This window comes from Agromyces protaetiae (assembly GCF_030866785.1).
Taxonomy (GTDB): Bacteria; Actinomycetota; Actinomycetes; order Actinomycetales; family Microbacteriaceae; genus Agromyces; species Agromyces silvae.
Window position 1 is genome coordinate 1630176 of the sequence record NZ_CP133018.1, and the last position, 25955, is coordinate 1656130.

The following is a 25955-nucleotide window of genomic DNA, read 5'->3' on the forward strand; positions in this document are numbered from 1 at the left end:
CCGCTACTCGGGCGGCGTGCGCTTCAGCGGCGCGTGCTCGCGGAACGACCGCAGATAGAGGCGCTGGCCGCGCGCGAGCGCGAGCACGATCGCGGCGACGCCCACCACGACCCCGACCGTCACGGCGAGCCAGATCGCCCCGCCCAGAGCGGCGACGAGGCCGCCCGAGAACAGTCCCGCGACGACCGCCGTGACGACCGTGATGATCATCATCGAACTGCCGAAGACGACCGTCAGGTCGGTTCTCGGGTAGAAGAAATGGTAGGTGCGGGTGACGCCGTCGACGTCGTCGTAGGGCGAGGCCATGAAGTACGGCTCGAGGTCGGGCGCCAGATCGAGGTACGCGCCCCGCAACCGGTTCATGGCGACGACGTACATCATGTCCTCGGTCGCCGTGTTGAACGCCCGGACGCACGTGATCACCCCGAGGCAGAGCAGCAGGAACAGGATGCCGAGCGCGGCCACGCCGAACCACCCGCGGAACCCCGTCGCCTGGCCGAGCACGCCGAGCGAGATGAGTCCGGCCGACACGAGCGTCAGGAAGATCGCGATGCGGGTGAGCACCTCGCTCTGCGTGGTCGAGCGTGACGCGAGCAGGCTCCAGTGCTCGGTGGCGAGCAGCTGGGCGCGCAGCGCCTTCTGCGCGTCGGTGAGCTCGGAGCGTTCGCCGCGTCGGTCGTGGTTCCCGGGAGACGGCTCGGGCCCGGATGCATCCGCCGCCATGGCGGCATTCTGCACCCGGGCCCGAGTGGCCGCATCCTTTCTCGGATGCGCGTGTGTCGGTGTGGTCAGTTCACGCTGAGGTGCGCGGACAGGAACCAGCGGTCCTTGTCGAGCGTCTGGCGGATCGAGATCGCGATGTCCTGGCTGGCCGGGTCGAGCTCGGCGAGGCCGGTGATCGCGGCGTTGACCTTCTCGGTCGCGAGATCGATCTGCGCGACGACGTCGGCGATGGTCTCGTCAGCCTGCTTGAAGCCGGCCTTGGGGGCGGTCGCACCCGACTTCGCGACGGTCTCGAGGCGGGCATCGATCGGCAGTCCGAGCGCGATCACGCGCTCGGCGGCGAGATCGGCCGCGTCCTGCGCGTGCTCGACGACCTGGTCGAGGTACTCGTGCACCTCGATGAAGTTGTGGCCGCGCACGTGCCAGTGCGCCTGCTTGCCGTTCACGGCGAGCGCGACGAGCTGGTGGACGACGGGGGTGAGGAACTGGGCGACGCCCGAGGCCACCTCGGGGTTGGCGCTGGCGTACGGAGCGGTCTTGGTGTCGGTCATCGGTTCCACCCTTCCGTGGTTGTTCCGTGGTCGGTGATGAGTGCAACGCTACGCGGATGCCCAGGTATTTCAAGGAAGGACAGGCTCGGCTCACCCCGATGCGGACCGTGGTCTCCGAGCGGTGCGGTACGGGTTCGCGGGCGTGTTCTGCGCATTCTTCAGGATGCTGACCAGCTACCGATACTTCCGAACCTATTCTGAAGTACCATGGTCGTTGTGCTTGCCACGACATCGTCCCAGTCCGGCCGGACGTTCCAGTCCTCCGATCTCAGCCGCCATGCGCCGAGGGTCTTCGCTGCCGCCGAGGATCACCCCGTCGATGTCACTCGACGTGACGGTGAGGACCTCGTACTGATGACCAAGCGCGAGGCGACTGCGCGTGAGCAGCTGCTGCAGTTCGCCGCCCAACTCATCGCCGTCGCGATCGACGACCGCGGCACCCTCGCCGAACGGATGTCGAACAGCTATCCCTGGATGCTCGCGCTCAGCCCGTCCGATCGTGCGGAATGTGCACGAAACCTCGTGGACGCCGCCCGCGCCTCGTTCTCCACGGGTGAGGCGCATCTCGCAATCGCCGAGCTGACCTCCTGGAAGGAGACCGCGACAGCAATCGCTGCCGGTCTCGGTGACGTGCGCGTCGACTGGTTCGAGTACGACAAGCCGGTCGAGCGCCCCTGACAATGGCGAAAGAGCGAGCCGTCGAGCGACCGACCAAGAAGAGCGAATTCGAGATACGCTTCGCCTCGGCGCAAGCTCAGCGCGGTTGGAGCGACCTGCGTGCGACGATCCGCGGACCGCTTGCCGACGCGTGGGACTTCCTGACGCGGACGCCTCTTGCGACGACGCCGACGAACTATCCCCTGAGAGGCGCGTTGGGTACGGTCACCAGGAGTGGCGAGTCGCATCATCGCTGGCAGCATAAGCCCACGGCACAGGGCGACGCCCGCATCTGGTTCTTCGTCGAGGGCCAGGTGGTATTCCTTGAACAGGTGCACACGCATCACCCGAACGCGACGAAGTAGTTCGCGAGTCAAGCGAGCCCAGTACCGCGGTGGACCTCGACGATGCGGGCGAGGCCGGGGGAGTCCGGGTCGTCGGCGATCGGGCGGTCGGCCATGAACTGGCGGATGATGTGGGCGAGCTCGCCCGGATGGCTGAAATTGATCGCGTGCGCGGCGCCCTCGATGACGACGACGAGCACGTCCGTGTCGATGTGGGCCACGACCTCGTGCACGCGGTCGAGCGGGGGCATGAGTGGGTCGCGGTCGCCGAGGACCGCGAGGGTCGGGATGGGAAGCGCGAGCAGGCGCTGGAGCGTCGGGTAGCGCATGAGGGAGTCGAACATCCGTGCCGTGCTGGTCAGGCCGAACTTGAGATAGTCGGGTGCGGCGACGCCGACCATGCTGCGGGGTTCGCGGCCGCCGTCGCGCGCGAGCTGCGCCATCGCCCGGACCAGCGGCTGATTGTGGAGGCCGCCGGCCGGCGAGACGAGGATCGCGCGCTCGAGCCGATCGGGATAGAGGTGTGCGAACTCGCAGATGACGGGGCATCCCATCGAGTTGCCGACGAGGGTGACGCGCTCGACCTGCCGGTCATCGAGGAAACGTGCGGCTGCGTCTGCCAGATCGGGCACGTCGAGCTCGCGTCGCGAGCGGCGGCCGCTGCGCCCGAACCCGGGAAGGTCGGGCACGAGGGTGTGGAAATCGCCGTCGAGCAGCTCGGCGGTGGGCAAGAGATAGCGGCCCGAGAGTCCGAACCCGTGCACGTGCATCATGACCGGGGCGCCGGGTGGCGGTTCGGCCGATTCGCGGTAGAAGACGTCGACCCCATCGACGGTGGTCCAGCGCTCGGCGAGACGCGACTGCGGATGCTTCGGCGTGCGCCGAGTGCGGTGTCGGTTCGAGGTCGATTCGGTTGCGGCCATGGCGATCATCCCCGTGAGGAACGTCCCACCGTGGGCCGCGGATGTCAAGCGTCTTCTACGCGCGGAGGCCGGGCGAGCCCATGAGGCGCTCGGGGGTGATCCGGATGACGACGCGGTTCGGGTTCTCGCCAGGCTGACGGTAGCGCTGGGCGTAGAGCTCGACGGCGAGGGCGATCGCTTCGGGGTCGCGCTCGATCTCGGCTCGGCCGGCGATGCTGAGCCACTGCCGGCCTTCGACTTGCGCGACCGTGGCGCGCGGATCGCGCTCGAGGTTGCGGACCTTCTGGCTGCGGTCGTTGGTGGTGATGCGGACGAAGCCGTCATCGCCGAGGGTGAAGCCCACGGCGACGACGTGGATGTCGCCGCGTGGGCCGATCGTCGAGAGGGTCGCGAGGTGCCGGTCGGCGAGGAACCGCCTGCCTTCGTCGGTCAGCGCACGGAGCGCGGTGGCGGGATCGGCGGAGGGCGCGTCGATGGTCACCGGACAAGTATCACAGTCTCCGCATGGAGGCGAGCGTGATCGGGCGGTCGCCGAACCAGCCGCGCAGGATCAGCACCAGTGCGGTGCCGGAGAGTATGCCGTCGGTGATCACGCCTCGATCGTGTCGGCGGCGAGTCTTCGCACCTGCGGGTACGACCACGTGCCGTCGAGGATCGTCTCGCCGGGCGTGTAGAGGCGGAACACGAGGCGGAACGCGGCATCCGGGGCGGGCAACCAGTTCGAGCGCGCGACGGATTCTGTCGGCTCGTCACGGGCGATGGTGATCGTGAGCGATCCGTCGTCCGCGTACTCGATGCCCGCGGTGCGGTCGCCGAGGGAGTATCGGTCAATGGGGTTGGCGACCAGATAGTAGTTCGGAATGTCGTACAGGGTGATCGACCAGAATGCGTCGACGGGCGGCGGCGAAGGGATCACGATCGTGTACGTGGAGTCGCCGGTCAGAGGCGCTCCGTCGATGTCGGTGAACGCCTGCGCATAGACGGCCTCGTAGGCGTGGTTGCCCCAAAGGCCCAATCGGCAGGCGATCGCGCGGACGAGGATGCGTTCCTGCTCGTCGGCGATCCTCCAACGGGGCTGGTCGATCGTTCCGAGCCCGAGTGCGTACGAGTTGTAGTCGAATGCGTGCAGGCCGACGGTCCAGCCGTCGAACACCGGCGCATGCCCGCTCTTCGTCGCTTCTTCGAGCTTTGCAACTCCCGCGGCATGTCCGGACGACAGGGCCTCGCGTGCCTCATCGGTCCACAGCGGCTCGAACAGTCGGAGGTGGGCGGTCTCAGCCTCGGGGGCGGGAAACGCCGTCGACCATGCCCGGGCCTCCGCCCAGAACAGGCCTGCGGCATCCGTGGCATCGACGTCGGTTCGGGGAATCCCGGCCAGGGGTCGGCGCGGGTCGACGCGCTCGAGCACGACTGCGTCCTGGAGAGCTGTGACGGCCGGGATGTCATCGGGCCCGGTGCAGGCGAACCGGCCGACGATCGACACGATGTCGGTGGATGCGTGAATGACAGGCAGCTCGGATTCGCCGTCCCAACCGGGCGGCACGATGAGGAAGCTGCCGGCGGCGTTGCCGGTGGCGCGGGTGCCGACATAGGCGATGTTGTTCGTCCACGCATCGACGAATTGCAGCACGTAGTACCGGTCACCGGTCGCCGGCACGTCGAGACGGAGGGGGCCGCCGGACAGGTCGAGCTGCGCCATCGAGTACACGGTGTCGTTGTTGATCGTCACGAAGGTGTCCTCGGGGCCCGCGAGCTTCCGCGCATGGGAGAATGAGTTGAACGGTGCAGCAGGGTTCGACCCGACACCCGTGTCTACGTACCGCTGGACCTGTCGCAGGTTCTCGACCAATGGGTAGAAGTAGAAGTATGCGGCCGTCGCCGTCTGGGTCAGGGGGCTCACCCTCGGGTCCTCTCCATCGTGCGCGCCACGATGGAGCGTCCGTCCAACGATAGTGACCCGGCCCTTCCGCATGCGAGTGCTCGTCCGACGTGCGAGTGCACGTGCGACGGACGAACGTCGACGACCACGCTCGGCACGCGCGCAGATCTGATCGGTAGGATCCCGCCGAGATGATGATGTCCACCCGCCGCGTCCTCGCCGCTTTCCTCGTGGCAGCACCGACCGTCGCGGCCACCATCGTCCTCATGCAATGGCGCCCCTTGCCGCATCACGTCGGCGTGCAGTGGTTCGGCGCAGAAGTGACGAACACGCAACCGGTGTGGATGCTGTTCATCCCGACCTCGGGCGTCACGCTCCTCGGTCTCGCCATGGCGATTGCGGCCGTGATCGATCGCGACCGGAACGAGCCGCACCGCGGCACGTTCTACGTCGCGGCGGTGCTCACCGCAGCGAGTGGCGGAGTGTGCGTCGCGATCCTGGCGATCAATCTCGACTTCGCTGAACCCAATGGCCCGGCATTCCTCGGAACGCTGGCGTTCGCCCCCGCGTATGCCCTACTGCCGCTCGCCATCGTCGGGATCCGCTCACGCCGAGCGACTGAGCGCTCGTCGACGAAGATCGTGTAGCCGACTGAAGGTGGTCGTCGTGGCCGAATTTGGAGGGGATGACGGGAATCGAACCCGCGTAATCAGTTTGGAAGACTGAGGCTCTACCATTGAGCTACATCCCCGACGTGCCCGTCGCCGGGCACTCGCACCATAGTAGTGCACGCGCGGTGCCGGTCTGCGACGGTGTGGGGGCGTGGCGACTCCGGTCGGCAGTCAGGGCGTCTCGGCGTTCACGCAGTACGACTGTGTGGCCCTGGTCAGTGCGCGTTCGTACAGGTCGCTCAACTCGAGGTTCTGGACCGTCGACCGCAACGCACGATCGCGAACGGTGGTGCAGTCCGGGCTGGTCAGCGCATGCCGGTTGCCGCTCAGCTCGGCGATCATGGCCTCGGTGATCCGGTCGATGTCGGCACGGACGTCGGTCAGCTTGGGGCGTTCGACGGGGGCTTCGGTCGGGGAGAGCTTCCACTCGGCGAAGCGGGCGTACTGGATCGACTCGGTCGCCTGGATCTGGTCGATGAACACCAGCTCGGCGAACTCGGGAGCGACGTCGTGCTGGCCCGCCAGAGCCCGGACTCCGGCGAGCACCTCCTGCGTGCGTGCCGGGTCGTCCACTCGGGCCTCGGTCTGCCACTTCGCCGCGGCCGCGCCCTCAGCGCTGGCGAGACGCTCGGCGGCAAGTCCGACGAGTGCATCGAGTGGGGTCGACTCGGCAGACGGCGCAGGGGCAGGAGGCAGCGAGACGCATCCGCTGAGGGCCGCGATCGCGAACGCTCCGACCGCCACGGCATGCATGCCGCGGTGACGGTGGGGGCCGGAGGCGAAGCATCCCATCCATGCAGTATATCAGAATGCCAAATAAGGCGTGCCCTGGTCGGCTGCCGCTCAGCGCAGCGCTGCCAGACGCGTCACCGCCGCTCGCGCGGTGCGCAGCTGCCGCTCATAGGTCGCGGCGATGACCACGAGCAAGACGCCGGCGATACCAAGCCACAGCCACCACCACACGGCCTCATAGAGCGCGGTGATCCACGGCCAGAGCTGCACGATCGCGTGCACGAGCAGTACCCCGCCGCCGACCACGAAGGGGGCCTGCAGCCGCCAGCGGATGCCCGCGAGCAGCGTCGCGAGCGCGACGACGCCGAGCGTGACGATGCGCCAGAGCTGCGGGTCGGTGAAGTCGGCGACGAGCGGCGGCAGCAACAGCACCGCGAGGCCGGTGCCGAGTGCGGGCCAGCTGCCGAGACCGGGCCGCCGCCTGAGGTCGAGGATGCCCGCGCCGATCACCGCGACGGCCACCGACGTCGTCGCGATATCGAAGGGCTCGACCCGCGCCATGAGCGCGATGAACGCGGCGAGGCCGAGCACCCCGGCGGTCGTCCAGCGGCTGATCGGCCCCGAGACGGGGCGCGGCAGCGCCGCCGTCGTGGCGATGTGGAGCACGGCGAGCAGTGGAAGCAGGATGACCGTGCGGGCGAACACCTCCGACCCCAGGGCGATCGCGAGCACCGTCGGCGACGCCGCAGCGACGATCGTCACCGCGAACAGCCACTCGGCGAAGCGACGCGGCGAACGGTCGGCCCGCGCCCACCAGACCGATGCGCCGACACCGACCACCAGACCCGCGAGCGACCACCACTCGGCGTTCCACGTGCCCGTCGTGCGAGCGAGATGCATCGCGTGCACGAACGCAGCGCCCACCGCGGCCGTCGTGCCCGCGAGCACGCCGAGCAGTCCGATGGGGATGCCGCGCACGCGGCCCGGAGCGAAGCCCGTGGCGAGCACGACCACGGCGCCGGCGGCGACGAGCAGGATCGTGCGCACCGGTGCCCCGGCCGCTGAGGCGACGCTCGGCAGCACCGCGATCGCGAGGCCGACGGCGATGAGGCTCACGCGCCCGGGCGCCTGTTCACGAGACGGTCGGCGCAGCGCGACCAGCGTTCCGAGCGCGAGGCACAGCGCCGCGACCGGAAGCGTGAACAGCTCGACCACCGTCTCACCGGCGTCGGCCAGCCACGTCCACCATGCCGCGACCGCGAGCGGAGCAGACACCCAGGCGAGGTGCCGCGCGGGCGACGAGGAGGCGAACGGCTCACCCCAGAGTGCCGCGATCAGCAACGGCGCTGGTGCGAGCAGGGCGAGGGGCAGCCAGTCGCCGCCGATCAGCGCGAGCCCGGTGACGACGAGCGTCAGTGCCCCGGTGCTCGCCGCCCACCCGATGCGCACGGCAGAGGCGGTGTCCGGACGGCGCAGCAGCACGTGCGCGAGCCCGGCGCTCGCGAGCACCGCGGCGGCGGCCGCGGCGTCGGCCTGTTCGGACACCAGCAGCACGTCGCCGGCGAACCAGGCGGCGGCGAACACGAGCATGATCGGCGCAATCGCCGCGGCGGCGGGGGTGACCATGACCAGGCGGCCACGCCAAGCCCAGAGAAGTGCGGCGATCGCCACGACAAGGGCCCCGAGTGCGCGGAAGGTCGTACCGCCGGTGACGAGCAATGCGGCCACCGCGATCGTCGCGGCGGCGAGCAGCGGTGCGGTGAACGCCAGCCGCGGTGCACGCGCGAGACGGAGCAGCAGCGCGATGCCGAACAGGCCGCCCGCGATCAGCGCGGCCCAGAGGGTGGGCGTGCGCCAGTCGGCGGCGAGGGGGACACCGAGCGCCACCAGCCACGGTGCCGCGGCGAGGCTGAGTACGACGACCTGCAGCGCGAGCGCCAGAGCATGCACCGTGGCCGCGGAAACGGCGTGCGCTCGCCAGATCCGCGGCGCCAACACCCAGCCGGCAATGGTCAGGAGCAGCGCGCCCGCCGTCGACCATGCCCACACCCCGGTCGCACCGAACCCGGCCGCCCACGCGAGTGCGGCGGCCAGCGGGCCGGCGGTCGCGAGCACGGGCAACAGTCCGCGGATCGGGACGCGCGAGGCCACGGCGCCGAGGGCGAGCCCGGCCGTCGCCTCGAGCAGCAGCACCGTGATCGTGACGCGCAGATCACCGAACGCCGCCGCGCCGACGAGGAAGCCGAAGCCGGCGAATGCGACCGGGATCGCACCGAGCGCACGCAGCCGACGGGCCGCCATCGTGATGAACACAGTCGCCGCCGCGAGCATGAAGGGCACGACGATGGCCGCTGGGAGCAGTTCGGCCGGCGCGGTGAAGCCGGTACCCCGCCCGCCGACGCGACCGCCGGCCCAGCCGTCGACCGCGCCGACGGCCACGGAGCCGAGCTGCACGACGCCGGCGAACACGCCTGGCACCGCGGCGAAGAGCGCGACGGTGCCTGCACCGGCGAACGCACCGAGGCCGATGCGCCGGGCGATCGGCGTCGCGAACCGCAGCGACCAGGACAGCGCCGTGGCGATGGCGATCGCCACGAGCGGCGCGGACCAGGCGGCGGGTGTCAGGTCGAGCTCGAGCGCGATCGCGATCGTCGGTGCCGCGGCGATCGCCGATCCGGCGGCGATCGCGGCGACCCACTGCCACCCGACGCCGAGCTCGCGGCCCCGGCCGGCGAGCGCGGCGAGCAGCAGGGCACAGACGACGGCCACGATGAGGAACGAGAGCAGCGGATGCCACGCCAGATCGGGAAGCGCGAACGCGGCCGCGCACCAGGCGATCGCCCCGCCGGTCACGCCGAGCGCGAGCGCCAGGTGCCGCTCGAGGTTCGGCAGACGCACGGCTGCCGCGGCGATCGCTGCGAGCATGGCGAGGACTCCGCCCAGCCAGGCCGCGGTGCCCGGCTCGCCCGCGGGTGCCGCGGCGACACCGAGCAGGAAGAGCGCAGCGGGCGCGAGCGCCGCCGCGGAGATGCCGAGGGCTCTGATCCTGGTCGCGGCGCGCAGTGCGCCGAGCACCGCCGCGAGCACCAGGAGGGCCACGCCCGCGTAGGCGGTCGGTCGTGCCGCTCCCGTGCCGAACAGGTCGTTCGCCCGCACGATCCAGACGTCGAGCAGCAGCAGCACGACGGCCACCACCGCGACGCCCTCGGCGGTGCCGGGCAGCCCGCGCCGCCGCAGCAGCGCGGCGACGCCCAGCACGAGGGCGCTCGCGAGCGCGATGATGACCGAGCGGACCTCGAGGCTCGCGATGAGGTAGGCCACGAAGAGGAACACGATCGCGGTCACCGAGATCAGCACGACGCCCAGCGTGAGCAGGAACACCTGCATGCCCGATCGCCTGGGTGCGCGCGATTCGGCCGCCGGACCGGGCGGCAGCTGACCATTCGCCGGGAATCCCGCCGCGGGCACGACCGGCGGGCCGGACGGCGGCGCGAGCGAGACCGGTGGGTTCTGCGGCGGCGCGACCGGCAGTGTCGGCGGAGCAACTGGGGTGGCCGTGTGGACCGGAGCCGGGCGGCCTGACGCCGGCACGGGCATCGGCACGGCCGCGCCCGCCCCGGACGCGGGCGACGTGCCAGCCGACGCCGGCGCCGGCGAGGGCGCGGGCGCGGGCGCGGGCACGACCGGCACCGCAGGCGGCCCGGCGAGGCGGCCGGCCTCTCGCGCCGCCTGTGCCTCGAACATCCCGTCGATGAGCCCCTGCCGCCGCTGTTCTTCAGCCACGATGCGCCGGCCGCTCGCCAGCACCTCGGCGGCCTGCGGCGCCGAGAGATCGAGGCCGCAGGCCGTGCAGACCGCCGAGGTGAGCGGGGTGAGGCACGCGGGGCATCGCGAGGTGTCGGCGAAGGCCGCCGGGTCGGCCGGCCAGCGGCGCACTCCACCGGAGCGCGCCGGACGCGCGGGCGTTTGGGTCATGCGGTCATCGTGCCAGGGGTCACGTGTCCGAATCGAGCCATCCGCTGGCGGGTCATCCGTTTGATCACCTGCGCGGCCTGTGGAGGAGTCGTCCGGGGCCGCACCGCGCGGTGCGCGTGCAGTAGACTTTCCCGGGTTCACCCGCGTACGGTCTGCTCCGGCATGCCGCGCGGGCGGATCGACGAGTTGAGTAGCGACTCGGGGCGTAGCTCAGCTTGGCTAGAGCGCCCGCTTTGGGAGCGGGAGGTCGCAGGTTCAAATCCTGTCGCCCCGACGAGTCGCCGGCTCGACACGAACTTCCAACAATCAGGAGAAACTTCCCCATGCCGACCACTTCGGTTGAGAAGCTGAGCCCGACGCGCGCCAAGCTCACCATCACGGTGACGCCTGAGGAGCTGAAGCCCAGCATCACGCACGCGTACGAGCACATCGCCGAGCAGATCAACGTCCCGGGCTTCCGCAAGGGCAAGGTTCCGCCGCCCATCATCGACCAGCGGGTCGGCAAGGCCGCCGTGCTCGAGCACGCGGTCAACGAGGGACTCGACGGCTTCTTCCGCGCCGCGGTCGCCGAGCACGAGCTCCGCCCGCTCGGCCGCCCGTCGGCCGACATCGTCGAGTGGCCGAACGAGAAGGACTTCTCGGGCGACCTGCTGCTCGCCATCGAGGTCGACGTGCGTCCCGAGATCGAGCTGCCCGCCTACGAGGGCCTCGAGGTGACGGTCGACGACGTCGAGATCAACGACGACGAGGTCAGCGAGGAGCTCGAGCGTCTGCGCAGCCGCTTCGGCACGCTGATCACGGTCGACCGCCCGGCCGCGTCGGGCGACTTCGTCACGCTCGACCTCGTCGCGACGATCGAGGGCGCCGAGGTCGACACGGCCAACGGCATCTCCTACGAGGTCGGCTCGGGCGAGCTGCTCGAGGGCATCGACGAGGCACTCGACTCGCTCACCGCGGGTGAGACCACGACGTTCAACTCGAAGCTGCTCGGTGGCGAGCACGAGGGCGAGACCGCCGAGATCACGGTCACCGTCACCGCCGTCAAGGAGCGCGAGCTCCCCGAGGCCGACGACGAGTTCGCCCAGATCGCGAGCGAGTTCGACACCATCGGCGAGCTCACCGACTCGCTCAAGGCGCAGGTCGCCCGCAACAAGAGCTTCGGCCAGGGCACGCAGGCGCGCGACGCGTTCGTCGAGAAGCTGCTCGAGCTCGTCGAGGTCCCCGTCGCCGACAGCGTCATCGAGGACGAGGTGCACCGCCACCTCGAAGGCGAGAACCGCCTCGAAGACGACGAGCACCGCGCCGAGGTCACCGAGTCGAGCACGAAGGCGTTCAAGACACAGATCATCCTCGACAAGATCGCCGAGGCCGAGAACGTCAAGGTCGGCCAGGACGAGCTCACCCAGTACCTCGTGCAGGGCGCTGCTCAGTACGGCATGGACCCGAACGAGTTCGTGCAGATCCTGAGCCAGCAGGGCCAGATCCCCGCGATGGTCGGCGAGGTCGCGCGCAACAAGGCGCTCGCGATCGCGCTCGGCAAGGCCAAGGTGACGGATGCCTCGGGCAACGCTGTCGACCTCACCGAGTTCACGGCCGTGGCCGACGAAGAGGCCGAGGCCGAGGCCGAGGTCGTCGAAGAGGCCGAGGAGATCGTCGAGGAGGCCGAGGCCGCCGAGGAGGCCGCCGAGAAGCCCGCGCCGAAGAAGCGCGCCTCCAAGAAGAAGACCGACTCGGAGTAATCCGGGTCGAGCATCGGGGGTCGGACGTGCATCGTCCGGCCCCTTTCTTCATGCCTGCGTGTGTTCGAGTCGTCGGGATCTCCGGGCGACACGCCGGGTCCGAGAGCAGACGGTGCGGAGTGTCGCGGCGATCGCCCGACGACTCGCACGACCGCGTGACACAGACGTGCCCGACGTCGCGCGCGACCGCGTGACACACACGCTCGCGAACCCGCTCCGCCTGCGAGAATGGACCCCATGACCCTCACCGCGACCTCCGCGCTGCCGTACAAGGTGGCCGACCTCACGCTCGCCGAAGCCGGCCGCCACCAGCTCCGCCTCGCCGAGAACGAAATGCCCGGCCTCATGGCGCTCCGCGCCGAGTTCGGCGCGTCCAAGCCGCTCGCGGGCGCGCGTATCGCCGGCAGCCTGCACATGACGGTGCAGACCGCGGTGCTCATCGAGACGCTCGTCGCGCTCGGCGCACAGGTGCGCTGGGCGAGCTGCAACATCTTCTCCACGCAGGACGAAGCGGCCGCCGCCGTCGTCGTCGGGCCCGACGGCACCGTCGACGCGCCCGCGGGCGTCCCGGTGTTCGCGTGGAAGGGCGAGACGCTCGAGGAGTACTGGTGGTGCACCGACCGCATCTTCGACTGGACCGCTGAGGCGGCCGAGGCGGGCGCGGACTGGATCGGCCCGAACATGATCCTCGACGACGGTGGCGATGCGACGCTCCTCGTGCACGAGGGCGTGCGGTTCGAGGCTGCAGGCGAGGTGCCCGAGGCCGAGGAGGACGCGAGCCACGAGTACCGGGTCATCCTCGACACCCTGCGCGAGTCGCTCGCGCTCACCACCGACCGCTGGACCCGCATCGCGGCTGAGATCCGCGGCGTGACCGAGGAGACCACGACCGGCGTGCACCGGCTGTACGAGCTGCACGCCGAGGGCGGCCTGCGCTTCCCGGCGATCAACGTCAACGACTCCGTCACGAAGTCGAAGTTCGACAACAAGTACGGCATCCGGCACTCGCTGCCCGACGGCCTGAACCGCGCCACCGATGTGCTCATGGGCGGCAAGGTCGCGTTCGTGGCGGGCTACGGCGACGTGGGCAAGGGCGCGGCCGAGGCGCTCCGCGGGCAGGGCGCCCGGGTCATCGTCTCGGAGATCGACCCGATCAATGCCCTGCAGGCGGCCATGGACGGCTACCAGGTCGCACGACTCGAGTCGGTGATCGGCGACATCGACATCCTCGTGACGGGCACGGGCAACAAGGACGTGGTGCGTCTGGAGCACCTCCTCGGCCTGAAGCACCTCGCGGTCGTCGCGAACGTCGGGCACTTCGACAATGAGATCGACATGGCCGGCCTCGAGTCGCTCGAGGGGGCCGAGCGGGTCGAGATCAAGCCGCAGGTCCACGAGTGGCGGCTGCCGACCGGTCGCAGCATCCTCGTCCTCTCCGAGGGGCGTCTGATGAACCTCGGCAACGCCACGGGGCATCCGTCGTTCGTGATGTCGAACTCGTTCACCAACCAGGTGCTCGCGCAGATCGAGCTGTGGACGCGGCCCGAGGCCTACCCGACGGCGGTCTACGTGCTGCCGAAGCACCTCGACGAGAAGGTCGCGCGGCTGCACCTCGACGCGCTCGGCGTGGAGCTGACGGTGCTCACTCCCGAGCAGGCGGCGTACATCGGCGTCCCCGTCGAGGGACCGTACAAGGTGGACCACTACCGCTACTGAGCGACACCGTGCTCACACCTGCGTGAGGACGTCATTGGGGCGATGTTCGGCCGGACATCGCCCCAATGTCGTCCTCACCGCCATCGGGTCGACGAATGATGTCCTCGCAGAGCGCTTCAGCGGACCGGAAAGTCCGATGGCGTCGTGTCGAGCACGGGGCCGAGCGCCGCGAGGCGTTCGGCCTCGCGGCGCAGCGCGGTGAGGTCGCGTTCGCGGCGGATCGCCACGACCGCGGCCAGGAACCGCTCGGGCGAGGCATCCGGCCGCGGCTCGACGTAGGGCGCGACTTCGGCGGCGAGGGATGCGGCGATGCGCTGCCGGCTCGACGGCACGAGGTGCGACGCGTTCGCGAAGAACGCGGCGACGCGGCGCCCGAGCGCATCGGGCAGCCGCCCGACATCCGCGGTCGTCGCCCACCCGGTGAGCTCGACCGGCACGCCGAAGGCCTGCGTCTCGACCTTGGGCGCGCGTTCGACCTGGGCGTGCGTGCCCGCGAGGATGTCGCCCAGTCGTTTCGACGACGGGTTCAGGAATCCCACGAGCACCGCGAGCCCACCGAAGGTGAGGTAGATCTCGAGGACGCCGGTGAGCGCGCGTACGAACGCGTGCCGGAACCCGATCGCGCCGCCGTCGTCGCGGACGACGCGGAGGCCCATCGCGAGCTTGCCGAGGGAACGGCCGTGGCTCGCGGTCTCGACCGCGGTCGGCAGCACCACGAGCACCAGCACGACGCTCGTGATGAGAATGGCCCGCCCGGCGGCGGCGTCGACCTGGAGCCCCGCCAATGCGAGCGCGACCCCGACGAGCAGGACGACGCTCAGCACGACGTCGATCGCGGTGCCGCCCGCGCGGATCACCGCGCTCGCCGGCCGCACATCGAGCGCGACCGCCTCACCGGTGATGAGGGGGTCGTCGGCGGAGCGGTTCACCGGCCGGTCTCTGACAGCGGACATCGCTAGTATTCAAGCAGATGGACCTCGACGCCCTCGCCGCCGCCCGCCACGACGACTGGCAGCGCCTCGACGCGCTCGCGCGCTCGCGCGGCCGGCTCTCAGGGCCCGAGGCCGACGAGCTCATCGAGCGGTATCAGGCCGCGGCATCCGATCTCTCGCTCATCCAGACGACGGCGGGCTCGACCGCGCTGGGCGACCGCCTCTCGATCTCGCTCGCGAAAGCACGACTCCGCTTCACGGGCGCGCCGCGGAACCCGCTCGCCCAATTCGTGCACTTCGCCGTCTGGTCGCTGCCGGCCGCGCTCTACCGGGTGCGGTGGCTCACGCTCGCGGTGACGATCGTCACGGTCGCCGTCTCCGCGCTCGTCGCCTGGTGGCTCGCCGCAGACCCTCGTGCGCTCGCCAACCTCGGTACGGACGCCGAGCTCCAGCAGCTCGCCGACGAGGGGTTCGTGGCGTACTACTCCGAGAACCCGGCCGCGTCGTTCGCCGGGTCGGTCTGGACGAACAACGCGTGGATCGCGGCGCAGTGCATCGCCTTCGGCATCACCGGCGTGTGGGTGCCGTACGTGATCCTGCAGAACGCGATGAACCTCGGCAGCACCGGCGCGGTCATGATCGCCTACGACGAGGTCGACACGTTCTTCCTGCATCTCGCGCCGCACGGCCTGCTCGAGCTCACGTGCGTGTTCGTCGCGGCGGCCGCTGGACTGCGCATCTTCTGGGCGTGGGTCGCGCCCGGCCGTCGCACGCGCGCTGAGGCGCTCGCCGAGGATGCCCGTGCGCTGTTCAGCGTCGCCATCGGCCTGGTGTTCTTCCTGTTCGTCTCGGGCCTCATCGAGGCGTTCGTGACGCCGGCGCCGTGGCCGTGGCCCGTGAAGATCGGCATCGGCGTGCTCGCGCTCGCCGGCTTCCTCGCCTACATGCTCGTGCTCGGCCGCCGCGCCTGGCTCGCGGGTGAGACGGGCGACCTGACCGAACCGGAGGCGGGCGCGCGCCGCATCGTCGCGGGCTGATCGCGCCCGCGCCTCTGGACCTCACGTTGGAGGTCGAATTTCGGGTTGGAGGTCGTGCTCGTTCGTCCTCCGATGCGAAGAACGACCTCCAACGCATGTTCGGCGCGCGGCGCGCGGCGCAGGCGCGCGGCGCGCGGCGCGCGGCGCGCGGGCGCGGGGCGCGGCGGTCGGCGACCGGGGTCAGAGCCGGCCGGCTGCCTTCAGATCGAGGTAGCGGTCGGCCAGCGCCGGTGGCAGCTCGGCCGGCGGGGCACTGACCACCTCGGCGCCGATGCGCCGGATCGCGGCCGCGACCCCCTCGGCGTCGAGCAGCCCACGTTCGGCCGCCGCCGCCTGATACACCTCGTCGAGGTCGCTGCGGGCGCGGACCGCGTCGACCGCCGCCGGATCGAGCACGGAGGCCACGACGACGGTGTGCTTCGCGGTGAGCTGCGGCAGCACCGAGAGCAGCGCTCTGGCGCTCCCGGTCGAGGCCGTGTTCGTGAGCAGCACGACGAGGGCCCGGTGGCTCGTCAGCGCCCGGACCTGAGCGGGCACCGAGGCCCAGTCGGCCTCGATCAGCTGCGGGTCGATCGTGGCCATCGCATCGACCATCCCGGCGAGCAGGGGCGCCCCGGCGGCCCCATGCACCCGGCCGCGCACGCGTCGGTCCCAGGCGAGGAAGTCCACGCGGTCGCCCGCGTGCGATGCGATCGCGGCGAGCAGCAACGACGCCTCGAACGCGGTGTCGAGCCGCGGCTCGTCGGCGATCCGCGCGGCTGAGGTGCGTGAGGTGTCGACGACGATCACGATGCGGCGATCGCGTTCGGGGCGCCACGTGCGCACCATCAGTCGGGAGGCGCCCGGCGATTCGGGGTCGGGGTGGCGCGCGGTCGCCCGCCAGTCGATCGAACGCACGTCGTCACCGCGGACGTACTCGCGGATGGAGTCGAACTCGGTGCCCTGCCCGCGGATCAGGAGCGGGGTCCGTCCGTCGAGCTCCCGCAGGCGGGTGAGCCGGGCGGGGAGGTGCACCCGCGAGTGGAACGGCGGGAGCACGCGGAGTCGCGCAGGTGCCGCCAGTGTGGCCTGCCTCGACCAGAGTCCGAGCGGCCCGGCCGACCGGACGGTCACGTCGTCCACATGACGGTCGCCCCGACGCCACGGGACGAGCCGGAGGGTCAGTCGCCGTCGCTCCCCGGGCGGGATGCGGAGGGTGCCCCGGGCGTCGCCCTGCACCCCGGCCGACGGCTGCCAGGCGTCACGGACCGTGGCGCGGAGCATCCGCTGTCCGACGTTCCTGACCACGAGGACCGACTCGACCGGCTCGCCGAGCCGGACCCGCTCGGGCAGCTCGCGCTCGAAGGCCACGTCGCGCGGCGACGCGGCCAAGGAGAGGTCCACGGCGCCGGCGCCGACCGCGACGAGCAGCCAGCCCGCCAGGGCGAGCCACCCCGCCACGGCGTCGGCGAGGCCCGCGACGACCACCGGCACGACGCCGACGGCGACGAGCCACACGAATCGAGCCGAGACCGTCATGTCAGAGCGGCACCTGGACCTGCTGCACGATCCCGCGCAGCACCTGATCGACCGAGACTCCTTCGAGTTCGGCCTCCGGCCGCAGCTGCACCCGGTGCCGCCAGACCGGCAGCAGCATCGCCTGCACGTGGTCGGGCGTCAGCGAGTCGTAGCTCGTGAGCCACGCCCACGACTTCGCGGCCTGCAGCAGACCCGCGACGCCGCGGGGGCTGACCCCCAGTCGCAACGACGGGCTCACCCGCGTCGCCCGTGCCAGGTCGACGAGGTAGCCGAGCACGTCGTCGGCGACGCCCACGCGTTGTGCGGCGGCGCGCGCACGGGCGAGCTCGTCGGCGCCGAGCACGGGCTCGACGCCCGCCGCGGCGAGGTCGTGCGGGTCGAATCCGTCGGCGTGCCGGCGAAGCATGGAGACCTCGGCCGTGCGCTCGGGGACCTCGAGCAGAAGCTTCAGCAGGAACCGGTCGAGCTGCGCCTCGGGAAGCGCGTAGGTGCCCTCGTATTCGATGGGGTTCTGCGTCGCCGCGACGAGGAACGGTTCGGGCAGGGGGCGCGTGACGCCGTCGGCCGACACCTGGCGTTCCTCCATGGCCTCGAGCAGCGCCGACTGCGTCTTCGGCGGGGTGCGGTTGATCTCGTCGGCGAGCAGGATGTTCGTGAACACCGGTCCTTCGCGAAAGGCGAACTCGCCACTGCGGGGGTCGTAGGCCAGTGAACCGGTCACATCGCCGGGCATGAGGTCGGGTGTGAACTGTACGCGTCGCGTCTCAAGCCGCAGGGTGCGGCTGAGGGTGCGCACGAGCAGGGTCTTGGCCACGCCGGGAACGCCCTCGAGCAGCACGTGACCGTGCGACAGCAGCGCGATGATCAGGCCGGTGACGGCGCCGTCCTGCCCGACGACGGCCTTGCCGACCTCGGCGCGGACCCGCTGCAGCGCGGCGCGCAGCTCATCGTCGGTCGGGGTCGTGTCGGTCATGGTCGCCTTCCTGTCGGGGAGCCGGATGGGTCGGTTGCGGATGTCTCGGGGCGGGATGTCCCGGTGGCGGATGTCTCGGGGCGGGATGTCCCGGTGGCGGATGTCTCGGGGCGGCTGGAATCCGGCCGGATGCTGTCGTGGACGCGGTGTTCCAGTGCGTCGAGCGCGCCGGCGAGATCGACGAGGGCGCGGTCGGTGTCCGGGAGCTCGTCGAGCAGGACCCGGCGCACCCGGTCGGCGTCCTCACCGGTCGCCGCCGCGGCCGCACCGGCGACTTCCGACGCGGTCGCGGATCGAGGAAGCCTGAGCGCGCGGGCGAGCCGGCCGATCGTGCCCAGGCGGAGCTGGTCGAGGGCGTGGGTTCGCGACGATGCCGCGGCGTACAGTCTGGCCCGTCCGTCGTCGGTCTCGCCGGCACGCACCTCGACCGGGAGGTCTTCAACGACGAGCCGACCGAATCGGCGCCCGCGCCACACGCCGGCCGCGATCGTGACGATGATCGCGAGCACGAGCACGGGGCTCACCCAACCCGGGGTGAGCTCGGCGAGCGTCGGGCCGGCGGACTCGGCGTCGGCCGGGCCCGGGAGATACCAGACGAGCGTCGGCCGGGGGCCGGTCAGACCGAGCGCGAGGGCGGCGTTGCCGGCCTCGTCGACGCTGCCGTTCGCAAACACGGTCGCGGAGCCGACGAGCGTGAGCTCCGCACCGCCGGCGGTCTGGCCGGTGACGACCGCGAACGCGTCGCCGTCGCGGAAGCAGCCGGTCCAGCCGTCGGCCGCTGCGGCATCGTCGATCGTCAGTACGCGCTGCCGGTCGGAGAGTTCGCCGGCCCGGGTGGCGGCGGGCACGTCGCAGGCGACCTCGTCGATCGCGCCGGATGCGGCGCCGGCATGCCGCACACCGGGCGCGAGGGCGCGGAGCGCCGCGAAGTCGGGCTCGACGACGACGAGCCCGTCGGCGGTCGCGGCGAGGTCGGTCAGTGCCGCCTCGCCGAGGATCGCGGCCTCATCGTAGACGAGCACGGTGGCGTCGGGTGCGGCGGCCAGCGCACGGTCGAGGCTCCGCGCTTCGACGACCTCGACTCCCTGCCCGCGCAGCACCTCGACGACGGCCTTGGCGCCAGCAGGCGAAGGGTCGGCCGGACCGAGCGGCTGGCCGCCGATGCCGCCGAAGCCGCGGATCGCGATCAGCGCGCCCCCGCCGATCACGAGCACGATCGCGAACACGATCCAGATGCGTCGCCGCCGCAGGCCGGCGCGGAGCGTCGGCGTGCGTGACGGCGCCGCGTTCGTCGGAACCGATCGCGGGGGAGCGGTCGACGGCGCGCTCACGAGGCCGACCTCGCGGTCGCCGCCGGCTCGGGCGCCGACCCGGGCGCCGACCCGGGCGCCGACCTCTCGAGTTCGGCGTCGAGGGTGTCGAGCTCACGGACCTCGCCGGGTGTGCCGGGGCGGCCGAGGTAGCGCACCGCTTCGAAGGCGGCGGCCGCGGTCTCGAGACGCGCGGCGACGGCGGGGAACGCCTCGGCGGCGGTGCGCGCGAATCCGTGTGCGGTCGTCCCCGGATGCACGCTCACGAGCTCACGGTCGACGAGTGCACGCACGATGGCCCGGAACCGCTCCTCGATCGCCACGTCGTACCGCCCCTCGGCGGCCGCCGCCGACGCAGCACGCCGCAGCTCGTCGAGGCTTCGCGTGTCGCCGTCGTCGAAGAGCGGTGCGAGCGCCGCGCGCCGCCGCCGACGGCGCGGCAGGCCGAAGACGAGGAGGCCGACGACGACGAGCGCGAGCACGACCAGCACGACGATCAGCGCGAGCACCGGACCCGGGAGTCCCGTACCGCCGCTCAAGAGCGCGATCAGCCAGTCCCGCACGGCCTGCGCTGCGAGGTCGAACGCGGTGGGTTCGGCCTCGCGGTATTCGGGGCGCGACAGTTCTTCGAGCAGCCACCGCCGCGCCTCGGGCGCGTCGGGGGCGACGGGGATGTCAGCCGGCTGCACGATGTTCCGGCTGCGCGGTCTGCTGCGGTGCCCGCGGCGGCGTGGTCAGGTACGGGTCCTCGACCGGGCCCCCGGCATCGCGGGTCTCGACGTGGCGCTGCAGCTCGAGGTCCAGCCCTTCTTTCCGCATGCGCAGGTCGATCGTGATCACCGCGACGAGCGCGGCCTGCACGACCGACGTGATGGCGCCGATCACGAGCGAGAGCAGGAAGGTGATGGCGGTCGTCACGATCGTGATCGTGAGGGCCGCGCCCGTCCCGGTCGGGTCGATGACGACCGCGAGCAGCGATCCCACGAGCGAGACCGGCTGCACGACCACCTGTGCGGCGACGTTCAGCATCAGCCCGACGAGCAGCAGTGTGCCGAGCGTGCGCCAGAAGTACCCGTCGGTGAGCCGCCAGGAGCGCCGGATCGCGGTGCCGATGCCTGCGTGCTCGAGCACGATCACGCTCGGGACCAGCGCGAGCTTCGTGCCGAGCCACGCCCAGAGGACCGCCACGCCGAGTGCCGCGAGGATGACCAGCAGCACCGTGATCAGCACACTCATCGGGTCGCCGATGACGGCCGCGACGATGATCGCCGTGAACGCGAGGATGGCGAACAGCATCACGGCGACGGCGATCAGGGCGGTCCAGCCGATCAGCGGCCAGATGCGCGTGGCGGCCCGCCGCCAGAGTGCGCCGAAGCCGAGTCGCTCACCGAGCGTCCCGGTCGCGACCTCGACGACCATGACGCCCTGCAGGAACGCGCCCGCGACGATCGAGACGGCGATCGGAATGAGCATCGTGAGCAGCAGGATCGAGATCGAGCCCGTGAGGACCGCATCCTGTTCGTCGATGGGGGCCTGGGTGACGCGGGTCGCGACGAACAGGAAGACCGGCACGAGCACCGCCGCGGCGATGAGCGCCGACGCCAGCTGCACCACCAGCCCGCTGCCGAACGTCGCCGCCGGGTTCCGCCGCAGCGTGCGGAACGGCGCCCAGAGCAGGGTGCCGAAGCTGAGCGGGCGGAGCGGGATGAGGCCGGGCTTCGGCGGAGGTGCCCAGCCTCCCGAACCGCCTGGGGCCGGGGCACCGGGAGGCGGAACGTTCGGTGGCGGGGGAGGCGGTGCACCCCAGCCAGGGGGCGGGGGCGCGCCGGGCGCGGTCCAACCGGGGTCGTCGCCGGCGCCGTTCTGAGCTTGCCAACCTCGATCGGACACGCGCCGCAACTCCTTCCACCGGTGCTGCCATGCTTTCACATCCCGGCGACACGGGGCGGCCGATTCCCACACCGGCGCACTCGAGGCCTTCTGCCGGGGAATCCCGGGTGTGAACGGCTACGCTGGGACGAATGGCACCGGCCGCACGCACGCGGTGCGGGCAACCGGCACCACGAGCGGGAACGAACCGATGACCTCACGCGTACTCGTCGTCGACGACGACACGGCCCTCGCCGAGATGATCGGCATCGTGCTGCGCACGGAAGGTTTCGAGCCCGCGTTCTGCGCCGACGGTGCCGCAGCGCTCCAGGCGTTCCGCGACAGCAAGCCCGACCTCGTGCTCCTCGACCTCATGCTCCCGGGAATCGACGGCATCGAGGTCTGCAGCCGGATCCGTGCCGAGTCCGGCACGCCGATCATCATGCTCACGGCGAAGACCGACACCGCCGACGTGGTGCGCGGGCTCGAGTCGGGTGCCGACGACTACATGGTCAAGCCGTTCAACCCGAAGGAGCTGATCGCCCGGATCCGTACGCGACTCCGGCCGGCCCCCGAGCCGGTCGTCGAGACGATCGCGATCGGCGACCTCGTGATCGACGCGGCGGGCCACGAGGTGCGCCGCGGGTCCGACCGCATCAATCTCACACCGCTCGAATTCGATCTCCTGCTCGCGCTCGCGTCCAAACCGCAGCAGGTGTTCACCCGCGAGATGCTGCTCGAGCAGGTCTGGGGTTACCACTACAAGGCCGACACCCGGCTGGTGAACGTGCATGTGCAGCGCCTCCGCGCAAAGGTCGAGCACGACCCCGACAACCCCCGCATCGTGCAGACCGTCCGAGGCGTCGGCTATCGGGCGGGCACGACCACGTAGGTGCGCGCATGACCGATGAGGCCCCTCCGTTGCCCGCAGGCGGAGCCTGGCGGGAGATCCGGCGGCGCAGCAGCGCGGCGGCCGGCCGGATCGGTTCACTGTGGCGGCACTCGCTGCAGTTCCGCACCGTGTTGATCACCATCGGGCTGTCGGGCCTCGCGATCCTCGTGATCGGCCTGTACATCACGTTCAGCATCGCGTCGAACCTGTTCGAGTCGCAACGCGACCGGGCACTCGACGCGTCGAACAGCGCGGCTGCGGCGGCGCAGACCCTGCTCGAGTCGTCGGCGGCCGCCGACCGCGGTGCCCTGCAATCCGTCCTCGACCAGGCGGTGCGGACGGTGCAGACGGTGTCGGGCAGCTCGGCCATCGCCGTGCTCCGCTCACCCGACCAGGAGACCAGCAGCATCGCCCCGCAGGACCGCATCACGCCGGCGCTCACGGGTCTGATCAGCGACGAGCTGCGTGCGAGCGTGCAGGAGAATCCCGACAACCAGTTCTGGCAGTCGGTCTCGCTCGGCGACGAGGCCGGGGAGGACCCCGGCGTCGTCGTGGGCACCGACCTGGCGGTGCCCGGTGCAGGCCTCTACGAGCTGTACATCGGGTACAGCTTCGCCAGCGCCGAGCAGACGCTCGCGTTCATGGAGGCGACCGGCATCATCGGCGCCATCGCGCTCCTCGTGCTGCTCGGCGCGATCACACTGCTGGTCGTGCGCTGGGTCATCGAGCCGGTGCGCACCGTCGCGGCGACGAGCCGGCGACTGGCCGCCGGCGACCTGGGCGTCCGTATGCCCGAGAAGGGCGAGGACGAGCTCGCGACGCTCGCCGCGTCGTTCAACGGCATGGCGGACACACTGCAGGCGCGCATCCGCGAACTCGCCGAGCTCTCGGTCATGCAACAGCGATTCGTGTCGGATGTCTCGCACGAGCTCCGCACTCCGCTCACCACGATCCGGCTCGCGGGCGACGTCCTGTACGGGCAGCGCTCGGAGTTCCCAGCGCCCACGTCGCGGACGGTCGAGCTCCTGCACACGCAGACCGAACGGTTCGAGCGTCTGCTCGCGGACCTCCTCGAGATCAGCCGGTACGACGCGGGATCGGTCGAGCTCGCGACCGAGCCGACGAACCTCGTGCATCTCGCGGGCGACGCCATCGAGTCGATGCACGACCTCGCGCTCGAGCACGGCAGCGAACTCAGGCTGGTGGCACCCGGGGGCCATCTCGACGCCGATGTCGATCCCCGGAGGGTCAATCGCATCGTGCGCAACCTGCTCGGCAATGCGATCGAGCACGGCGAAGGCCGTCCGATCGTCGTCGCGGTCGACAGCGACCAGAACGCGGTCGCGCTGAGTGTCCGGGACTACGGGCTCGGGATGACCGGGGAGGACGCCGCCCGGGTGTTCGACCGATTCTGGCGGGCCGACCCCAGTCGTATGCGCACGATCGGTGGCACGGGCCTCGGACTCGCCATCTCGCTGGAGGACGCGGTCGCGCACGGCGGCCGTCTCGACGTCTGGTCGAAACCTGATGCCGGGACGGTGTTCCGACTGACCCTCCCGCGCTCACCGGGCGCGCCCGTCGCCGACTCGCCGCTGCCCCTCGAACCCGACGACCCCGACGCGAGCGGACCCGCCGACCCGACGGGACCCGTCGACACCCACACGCTGGAGGTCCGTGATGCGTAGAGCGTTCACCGTGGCATCCGTCGCCCTCGTGGCCGCCCTGCTCGCCGGCTGCGCCGGCATCCCGAGCTCGGGGTCGGTGCATGCCGGGCGCCAACAGGCGCCGGCCGACTCGCTCGAGCTCGAGCTGCTCGCCTCCGGACCGCAGACGGGAGCTGATCAGGCGGCCATCCTGCGCGGGTTCATCGATGCCGCGACCGATGCGCGCAACAACTATCAGGTGGCCAGGGAGTTCCTCACTCCGGAGTTCGCCGACGAGTGGCGGCCGGACGCCGGCGCGACCATCGACGTGCTCGCCGAACGCGACTTCCGGGCCGTAGACGCGGACACCATGCGCGTCGACGTCGTGCCCACGGCTTCGCTCGGTGCCAATGGCGAGTACCAGCTCGCGGCGTCACAGACACCGATCCCGCTCGACTATCAGTTCGAGCAGGTCGACGACCAGTGGCGCATCTCCGAGGCGCCGACCGGCATCCTCATCGAGTCGTCGAACTTCACGAGGGTCTTCCGGTCGCACACCCTCGTCTTCCTCGACCCGACCGAGCAGTACGCGGTGCCCGACGTGCGCTGGTTCGCCGGGCGCGAGGTCGTGCAGACCAAGGTCGTCCGCGCCCTGCTCGAGGGGCCGGCGGAATGGCTCCGTCCCGGGGTCGTGTCCGCGTTCCCCGAGGAGGCGCGGCTCGAGGCGGACGCCGTGCCGGTGTCGGGTGGCGTCGCGACGGTCGAGCTCGCCGGTGTCTCCGCCGAAGGCACGCGCGATGTGCAGCTGATGGACTACCAATTGCGCACGAGCCTGCAGGGGGTTCGCAGCGTCACCTCGGTGGAGCTCTCCCTGAACGACGCCGTCCAGAACGTGCCCGACCTCGCCGCCGAACCGGTGCAGAACCCGCGGGTCTCATCGCGGCCGGTGGTGTTCGACGGCACGGCGCTCGGTCATCTGCAGGCCGGCGGCGGCCAGGTCGTCCCGCTCGCCGGCATCTCGCCGCAGGCCGTCGCGCTGGCCCCGACCGGGGCCGCGGTCGGGCCCGCCGGCGACGAGGTGGCCGTGCGGAACGCCGACGGCGTCTACCGCGTGCGCGAAGGGGAGGATCCGGTGCCGCTCGACCCCAGGGAGGGACTGATCGTCCCGGCCATGGACCTCTACGGCGCGGTCTGGTCGATACCCGGCTCGCGGCCCGACGAACTCATCGCCGTCGCGGCCGACGGAAGCACCGTACAGCTCGCCGTCCCCTGGACCGGCACGTCGATCGCCGCGCTCGAGGTGTCCCGCGACGGCACACGTCTGATCGCGATGCTCGCCGAGGGCGCGCGTACACGGTTCGTGGTCACCGCGGTCGAACGCGATGAGGCCGGCACGCCGGTCGCGGTGGGTCCCGAGATGCTCGAGCTCGCTCACGTCGACGGCACGCCCCTCGACGTGACGTGGCTGGACGATCACACCGTGGCCTCGCTGACGGCGACCGCGCAGGGCTCGCAGGTGATCACGCAGACCGTCGGCGGGCTCGACACGCCGCGAGCCGGGCCGGAGGGCGGGGTACAGATCCTGGGCGGCAACAGCATGCGCGATCTGCGGGTGCGTACCGAGGACGGCAATCTCGACACCCAGAGCGGACTCGGGTGGCAGGTGCAGGCGCAGGGCATCAGGTTCGTCTCCGTCCAACAGCCGGGATGAATGACCTGAGCTCGGTGGCAAGCGGGTCAGGGCCACGATGCACTGCACGAGCGGCCCGCAGCACGCCTGGCGGGGCTGACTGTCTTCTGAGGCATCGTCGGCACCACATCCATCCACCGATTCGCCCGCGGCCCGTCGGCGCGGTTCGCGGATTGGGATC

Annotated in this window: 22 protein-coding genes and 2 tRNA genes; 10 read left to right on the top strand and 14 right to left on the bottom strand. The window is 71.1% G+C overall.

Translation table 11 applies throughout. The features are described 5' to 3' along the window. Positions 1–3: 3 nt before the first annotated feature. Together QU602_RS07520 and QU602_RS07525 are read right to left on the bottom strand one after the other, a co-directional pair. Positions 4–723, bottom strand: coding sequence for a hypothetical protein (locus QU602_RS07520; protein WP_308799637.1), 720 nt, complete (start codon positions 721–723; stop codon positions 4–6). Between the two features lie 65 nt (positions 724–788). After that, positions 789–1274 carry a Dps family protein gene (locus QU602_RS07525; protein ID WP_308799638.1) on the bottom strand — a complete coding sequence of 162 codons (486 nt, stop codon included), beginning with the start codon at positions 1272–1274 and terminating at the stop codon, positions 789–791. A 207-nt stretch (positions 1275–1481) separates the two neighbouring features. On the opposite strand from QU602_RS07525, the gene QU602_RS07530 reads away from it, so the two are divergent. Beyond that, positions 1482–1952 (top strand): prevent-host-death protein, encoded by a 471-nt coding sequence (locus QU602_RS07530; RefSeq protein WP_308799639.1) that lies wholly within the window; start codon positions 1482–1484, stop codon positions 1950–1952. Between the two features lie 2 nt (positions 1953–1954). Beyond that, complete coding sequence (locus tag QU602_RS07535) at positions 1955–2296, top strand: hypothetical protein (protein ID WP_308799640.1); 342 nt, start codon at positions 1955–1957, stop codon at positions 2294–2296. Positions 2297–2304: 8 nt separating this feature from the next. Here the strand turns inward: QU602_RS07535 and QU602_RS07540 are convergent, their stop codons facing one another. From QU602_RS07540 to QU602_RS07550, 3 genes are all read right to left on the bottom strand, one after another. Then, a complete protein-coding gene (locus tag QU602_RS07540; protein WP_308799641.1) occupies positions 2305–3198 on the bottom strand; it encodes an alpha/beta fold hydrolase in 894 nt (297 codons plus the stop codon). A gap of 55 nt (positions 3199–3253) precedes the next feature. Then, positions 3254–3679, bottom strand: coding sequence for a pyridoxamine 5'-phosphate oxidase family protein (locus QU602_RS07545; RefSeq protein ID WP_308799642.1), 426 nt, complete (start codon positions 3677–3679; stop codon positions 3254–3256). A gap of 108 nt (positions 3680–3787) precedes the next feature. Continuing rightward, entirely contained in the window at positions 3788–5098 is a 1311-nt protein-coding gene (locus QU602_RS07550) for a DUF1254 domain-containing protein (protein ID WP_308799643.1), read from the bottom strand. A 170-nt stretch (positions 5099–5268) separates the two neighbouring features. On the opposite strand from QU602_RS07550, the gene QU602_RS07555 reads away from it, so the two are divergent. Further along, entirely contained in the window at positions 5269–5724 is a 456-nt protein-coding gene (locus QU602_RS07555) for a hypothetical protein (RefSeq protein ID WP_308799644.1), read from the top strand. 30 nt (positions 5725–5754) lie between these two features. Here QU602_RS07555 and QU602_RS07560 read toward each other — a convergent pair. The 3 genes from QU602_RS07560 to QU602_RS07570 form a co-directional block, all read right to left on the bottom strand. Then, a tRNA-Gly gene (locus QU602_RS07560) sits at positions 5755–5828 on the bottom strand. A gap of 91 nt (positions 5829–5919) precedes the next feature. Continuing rightward, positions 5920–6540 (bottom strand): chorismate mutase, encoded by a 621-nt coding sequence (locus QU602_RS07565; RefSeq protein WP_308799645.1) that lies wholly within the window; start codon positions 6538–6540, stop codon positions 5920–5922. Positions 6541–6591: 51 nt separating this feature from the next. Then, positions 6592–10455 carry an SCO7613 C-terminal domain-containing membrane protein gene (locus tag QU602_RS07570; protein ID WP_308799647.1) on the bottom strand — a complete coding sequence of 1288 codons (3864 nt, stop codon included), beginning with the start codon at positions 10453–10455 and terminating at the stop codon, positions 6592–6594. A gap of 199 nt (positions 10456–10654) precedes the next feature. On the opposite strand from QU602_RS07570, the gene QU602_RS07575 reads away from it, so the two are divergent. The 3 genes from QU602_RS07575 (at position 10655) to ahcY (ending at position 13910) form a co-directional block, all read left to right on the top strand. Further along, positions 10655–10729, top strand: a tRNA-Pro gene (locus QU602_RS07575). Positions 10730–10778: 49 nt separating this feature from the next. Next, a complete protein-coding gene (gene tig, locus QU602_RS07580) occupies positions 10779–12194 on the top strand; it encodes a trigger factor (protein WP_308799648.1) in 1416 nt (471 codons plus the stop codon). A gap of 237 nt (positions 12195–12431) precedes the next feature. Continuing rightward, positions 12432–13910, top strand: a complete 1479-nt coding sequence (gene ahcY / locus QU602_RS07585; RefSeq protein WP_308799649.1) for an adenosylhomocysteinase — start codon at positions 12432–12434, stop codon at positions 13908–13910. A gap of 116 nt (positions 13911–14026) precedes the next feature. Here ahcY and QU602_RS07590 read toward each other — a convergent pair whose 3' ends face one another. Beyond that, positions 14027–14863 carry an RDD family protein gene (locus QU602_RS07590; RefSeq protein ID WP_308799650.1) on the bottom strand — a complete coding sequence of 279 codons (837 nt, stop codon included), beginning with the start codon at positions 14861–14863 and terminating at the stop codon, positions 14027–14029. A 17-nt stretch (positions 14864–14880) separates the two neighbouring features. On the opposite strand from QU602_RS07590, the gene QU602_RS07595 reads away from it, so the two are divergent. Beyond that, the gene (locus QU602_RS07595) at positions 14881–15879 is read left to right on the top strand and encodes a stage II sporulation protein M (RefSeq protein WP_308799651.1); all 999 of its coding nucleotides are present in this window, start codon (positions 14881–14883) and stop codon (positions 15877–15879) included. Between the two features lie 180 nt (positions 15880–16059). On the opposite strand, the gene QU602_RS07600 is transcribed toward QU602_RS07595, so the two are convergent. The 5 genes from QU602_RS07600 to QU602_RS07620 are packed head-to-tail and all read right to left on the bottom strand — an operon-like array spanning position 16060 to position 21570. Next, complete coding sequence (locus QU602_RS07600; protein WP_308799653.1) at positions 16060–17397, bottom strand: DUF58 domain-containing protein; 1338 nt, start codon at positions 17395–17397, stop codon at positions 16060–16062. 1 nt (position 17398) lies between these two features. Next, entirely contained in the window at positions 17399–18370 is a 972-nt protein-coding gene (locus tag QU602_RS07605) for an AAA family ATPase (protein WP_308799654.1), read from the bottom strand. After that, positions 18367–19701: a DUF4350 domain-containing protein gene (locus QU602_RS07610; protein WP_308799655.1), complete on the bottom strand. Its 1335-nt coding sequence runs from the start codon at positions 19699–19701 to the stop codon at positions 18367–18369. Before QU602_RS07610 ends, QU602_RS07605 begins: the two co-directional genes overlap by 4 nt. Then, entirely contained in the window at positions 19698–20369 is a 672-nt protein-coding gene (locus QU602_RS07615; RefSeq protein ID WP_308799656.1) for a DUF4129 domain-containing protein, read from the bottom strand. Before QU602_RS07615 ends, QU602_RS07610 begins: the two co-directional genes overlap by 4 nt. Beyond that, positions 20356–21570: a hypothetical protein gene (locus QU602_RS07620; RefSeq protein WP_308799657.1), complete on the bottom strand. Its 1215-nt coding sequence runs from the start codon at positions 21568–21570 to the stop codon at positions 20356–20358. The genes QU602_RS07615 and QU602_RS07620 overlap by 14 nt, the downstream gene beginning before the upstream one ends. Before the next feature lie 190 nt (positions 21571–21760). Here QU602_RS07620 and mtrA point away from each other — a divergent pair, with 190 nt between their 5' ends. From mtrA to QU602_RS07635, 3 genes are read left to right on the top strand one after another with little or no spacing between them, the layout of a single operon-like run. Continuing rightward, positions 21761–22441 carry an MtrAB system response regulator MtrA gene (mtrA, locus tag QU602_RS07625; RefSeq protein ID WP_308799658.1) on the top strand — a complete coding sequence of 227 codons (681 nt, stop codon included), beginning with the start codon at positions 21761–21763 and terminating at the stop codon, positions 22439–22441. Between the two features lie 8 nt (positions 22442–22449). Further along, complete coding sequence (gene mtrB, locus QU602_RS07630) at positions 22450–24126, top strand: MtrAB system histidine kinase MtrB (RefSeq protein WP_308799659.1); 1677 nt, start codon at positions 22450–22452, stop codon at positions 24124–24126. Continuing rightward, positions 24119–25795 (top strand): GerMN domain-containing protein, encoded by a 1677-nt coding sequence (locus tag QU602_RS07635; protein WP_308799661.1) that lies wholly within the window; start codon positions 24119–24121, stop codon positions 25793–25795. Before mtrB ends, QU602_RS07635 begins: the two co-directional genes overlap by 8 nt. Positions 25796–25955 lie beyond the last annotated feature (160 nt).